Annotated in this window: 5 protein-coding genes; all 5 read left to right on the top strand. The window is 66.7% G+C overall.

The genetic code is table 11. The features are described 5' to 3' along the window. On the top strand, positions 1-175 hold a 175-nt coding region (locus P1X14_RS21720; protein WP_277317512.1), incomplete at its 5' end, for a UTRA domain-containing protein. Between the two features lie 98 nt (positions 176-273). Further along, a complete protein-coding gene (locus P1X14_RS21715; RefSeq protein ID WP_277317510.1) occupies positions 274-585 on the top strand; it encodes a TrbC/VirB2 family protein in 312 nt (103 codons plus the stop codon). A 4-nt stretch (positions 586-589) separates the two neighbouring features. Continuing rightward, on the top strand, positions 590-874 hold the full coding sequence (locus P1X14_RS21710) for a type IV secretion system protein VirB3 (protein WP_277317509.1): 285 nt from the start codon (positions 590-592) through the stop codon (positions 872-874). Further along, entirely contained in the window at positions 853-3,234 is a 2,382-nt protein-coding gene (locus tag P1X14_RS21705) for a VirB4 family type IV secretion/conjugal transfer ATPase (protein ID WP_277317511.1), read from the top strand. Before P1X14_RS21710 ends, P1X14_RS21705 begins: the two co-directional genes overlap by 22 nt. Further along, a partial coding sequence (locus tag P1X14_RS21700) for a type IV secretion system protein (RefSeq protein ID WP_277317508.1) occupies positions 3,234-4,240 on the top strand: 1,007 nt, incomplete at its 3' end. The genes P1X14_RS21705 and P1X14_RS21700, both read left to right, overlap by 1 nt.

The raw sequence follows: 4,240 nt of genomic DNA, 5'->3' as shown, positions 1-4,240 counted from the left end.
CTGCGCGACCGGCGCGGGCCGGACCGAGGCGCAGCGGCTGGGCATCGCCGCCGGTGCGCCGTGCCTGCAGATCGAGCGCTGGACCTGGCGCACGGGTGCGCCGGTCACCCACGCGGTCCAGATATTCCCTGCGGATCATTACGATCTGGTCGAGGACTTCACGCCGCGGGGGTGATCCATCGTGCCGGGGCGCGACAAGTCATGCATTTCCGCTACTTGGCAATGGCGGCGCGGCGGCGCAGTATCGCGCCGCTTCCCGGGGGAAAACGAATCATGTTGAAGCGAGTATCGGTGTGCGTAGCAACTCTGGCCACCGCCTTCTGGTCCAGCACTGCCGCGGCCGCATTGGCGGATCCGGCGGGATCTGGTCCGATCGTCGGCGCGGTGCGCTGGCTGGAAGGCACGCTGCTGGGTACCATCGCCACCGTGGTGGCGGTGATCGCGGTCGCTTCGGTCGGCCTGCTGATGCTGACCGGACGGATCAACTGGCGCTATGGCGCGACGGTGATCCTGGGCTGCTTCATCCTGTTCGGTGCGGCCAGCATCGTCGGCGGTATCCAGTCCACCGCGCAAGTGGCCCAGTAAGCCGATGAACGGGCTTGAGCGCGATACGCTGTTCGTGGCGCTCACCCGGCCGCAGATGTTCGCGGGGGTCACCTATAGCTATTTCATCGCCAATGCGGTGATCGCGACCGAGCTGTTCCTGATCTTCAAGTCGGCTTGGGTACTGCTGGCCGCGCTGGTGATCCATCTCGCCGGCGTGCTGCTGTGCGTGCGCGAGCCGCGCTTCTTCGATCTGTGGCTCACCAAGATGGGCCGTTGCCCCCGCGTGAAGAATTATTCGGTGTGGAAGTGCAACTCCTACAGCGCCTGAGCGCGGACCCGAAAGTCGCGGCACGCGAAACGCCGGCGGGGAAGCACCTTCCCTATGGCCGGCATGTCGACGATTCCACGATCGAGACCCGTGACGGGCTGCTGATCCAGGTGATCCATCTGCGCGGCCTGTTGTTCGAGACCGCGGATACCGACGAACTGAACTATCGCAAGCGACTGCGCGACGCGATGTTGCAGGCGGTCGGATCGTCGCGGTTCGCACTGTATCATCATATCGTCCGCCGGCGGATCGATGCCGATATGGCAGCCGACTATCCCGATGCCTTTTCCAGGGGGCTGGACGAAGCCTGGCGCAAACGGCTGGCGGGCAAGCAGCTTTACGTGAACGACCTGTTCCTGACGCTGGTGCGCCGTCCGTTGCAGGGTCGCATCGGCGTACTCGATCGCATCCGCGAGATGCTGGGGCGGCCCGCCAATGGATCGGGCGAAGGCGAAGGCCAGAGCGCCTATGAGCGGCGCCAGCTCGATGTTGCCCGCGATGCGCTGATGGCGGCGATGGCGGCCTATGCCCCTCGCCTGCTGACCGTCTACCAGACCGAGCAGGGTCCGTGTTCGGAGACGTTGGAGTTCCTGTCCACGCTCTACAATGGCGAAATGCGGCCAGTGCTGCTGCCGATGCAGGATCTGGGCAGCTATATCCCCTATCGCCGGGTCAGCTTCGGACAGGAGACTGCCGAACTGGGTCCGGCGGGCGGGACCGAGCGCAGCTTTCTGGGGCTGGTGTCGATCAAGGATTATCCGGGGCAGACCGCGCCGGGCATGCTCGACGAGCTGCTGCGCCTGCCGTTCGAGCTGACCGTTTCGCAGAGCTTCGGTTTCGTCGAGCGGCAGGCGGCACTTTCCAAGATGAACCTGGCGCTGCGGCGGATGAAGGCAGCCGAGGACGAGGCGGTGTCGCTGCGCGGCGATCTGGCCAACGCCAAGGACGAGGTGGCTGCAGGGCGCGCTGGCTTTGGCGAGCATCACATGACCATTGCCGTCAGGGGCGACAGCCCGGCGCAGGTCGATGAAGGCGTCGCGGAGGTGCAGGCAGCGCTGGCCGATCTGGGCATCCTTGCGGTGCGCGAGGAGATCGGGCTGGAACCGGCCTTCTGGGCGCAGTTCCCCGGCAATTTCCGCTATATCGCGCGGCGCGGCATGGTTTCGACCAGCAATTTCGCCAGCCTTGCCAGCGGGCATAATTTCCCGCTGGGCGAAGCCGACGGCAATCATTGGGGCGATGCGGTCACCCTGCTCGAGACGACCGCCGCCGGGCCCTATTATTTCAACTTCCATCAGGGCGATCTGGGCAATTTTACCGTCATCGGGCCATCGGGTTCGGGCAAGACGGTGGTGCTCAACTTCCTGCTGGCGCAGGCGCGCAAATTCCGTCCGCGGATCATCTTCTTCGACAAGGATCGCGGCGCCGAGCTGTTCATCCGTGCGATCGGCGGGCGCTACGACCTGTTGCGGCCCGGTTCGCCCTCAGGGCTGAACCCGCTGCAGCTGCCCGATACGCCGGTGAACCGCCAGTTTCTGATCGACTGGGTCGCGCTACTCGCGGGCGGCGCGGATATCGACGAGGTTGCGCGGATCAAGGACGCGGTGGACGCGAACTTCCAGCAGCCGGTGGAGCATCGCCGCCTGCGCCATCTGGCCGAGCTGTTCCGCGGCGGGCACCGGCCGCATGCCGCCGACCTGTGGGCGCGGCTGCGGCCATGGTGGGGCGAAGGCGAGCGCGCCTGGCTGTTCGACAACGAGACCGACCTGACCGATCTGACCGCCGACGCGGTCGGCTTCGACATGACCCAGATCCTCGACGATCCGGCGCTGCGCACCCCGGCGATGATGTATCTGTTCCATCGCGTCGAGGACCGGCTGGACGGGACCGCGGCGATCATCGTGGTGGACGAGGGCTGGAAGGCGCTGGACGACGATGTGTTCGTGCGGCGGATCAAGGATTGGGAAAAGACGATCCGTAAAAGGAACGGCATCGTCGGCTTCGCGACCCAGAGCGCGCAGGACGCGCTGGAGAGCAAGATCGCCAGCGCGATCATCGAGCAGGCCGCGACGCAGATCTTCATGGCCAATCCCAAGGCGCGGGCTTCGGATTACATTGACGGGTTCGGGCTGACCCAGCACGAATATGAACTGGTCCGCACCCTGCCCGACAATGCCCATTGCTTCCTGGTCAAGCATGGCGCGGACAGTGTGGTGGCGCGGCTGAACCTGACCGGCGAGCGCGATATCCTGACCATCTTGTCCGGCCGCGAGCGCACCGTGCGGCTGCTCGACGAGATCCGCGCCGAGAAGGGCGACGATCCGGCCGACTGGATCCCGCGCCTGCTGGCGGTGGCGTGATGGCGGCGTGCCAGGCCCTCAGCTACGAAAGCGGCTACGTCACCGGCGTGCTGAGCTTCGTCGATTGCCAGGCGCAGAATATCGGCGCGGGCGGATATCAGGCGCTTGCCGTGCCGGGATCGACGCTGTCGCTGGTGGTGACGGCGTTCCTGACGCTGTTCGTGGCGCTGTTCGGATACCGGATACTGTTCGGCTACACGCCCAGCGCGCGCGACGGGGTGATGGCGCTGGCCAAGATCGGCATCGTGCTGGCACTGGTGTCGAGCTGGCCCGCCTATCGCGCGCTGGCCTATGACGTGGCGCTGCGGGGACCGGCGGAGATCGTCAGCGGTGCGGCGGGACCTGCCGGACTGCCCGGATCGAACGGGGGCATCGTCGCGCGGCTGCAGGGTGCGGATATCGGGATGATCGAGCTGGCGCGCGCCGGAGTGGGCGGGGTCGAGCAGCAGGACAAGACCACCGTCACCCGCGTGATCAACGGCCAGCCGCAGACGGTGGTCCAGCCGACGCGCCTGCCCGACAGTTTTGAGCCGACCGCGCTTGGATGGGCGCGCGTGCTGTATCTCACAACGGCGCTGGCGGGGTTCGCCGCGGTACGGCTGGCCGCGGGACTGCTGCTGGCGATCGGGCCGTTCTTCATCGCCTTCCTGCTGTTCGATGCGACGCGCGGACTGTTCGAAGGATGGGTGCGCGGGCTGGCGGCGGCGGCGCTGGGCGCGGTGGCGGTGACGATCATCCTTGGCGTCCAGCTGGCGCTGATCGAGCCGTGGATCAGCGAGTTGCTGGCGCGCCGTGCGGTGGGCCGCTCGATCACCGGGGCGCCGACCGAATTGCTGGTGACCATGCTGGTATTCGCGCTGGCGATGCTGGGCACGCTGGCGGCGACGACGCGGCTGGCGATGGGATTCCGCATGCCGCAGACGCTGCGCGCCGCAGGCCAGCGCTTTGCCGAAACGTTGCGCAACGAGCAGACGCCCTATCGCCCCGCTTTCGCCGGGCCGCAGGT

The organism is Sphingomonas sp. AOB5 (assembly GCF_029433115.1).
Lineage (GTDB): Bacteria > Pseudomonadota > Alphaproteobacteria > Sphingomonadales > Sphingomonadaceae > Sphingomonas.
Note: the sequence above shows the minus strand (reverse complement) of the source record. Positions and strands in the feature narration are given on the sequence as shown.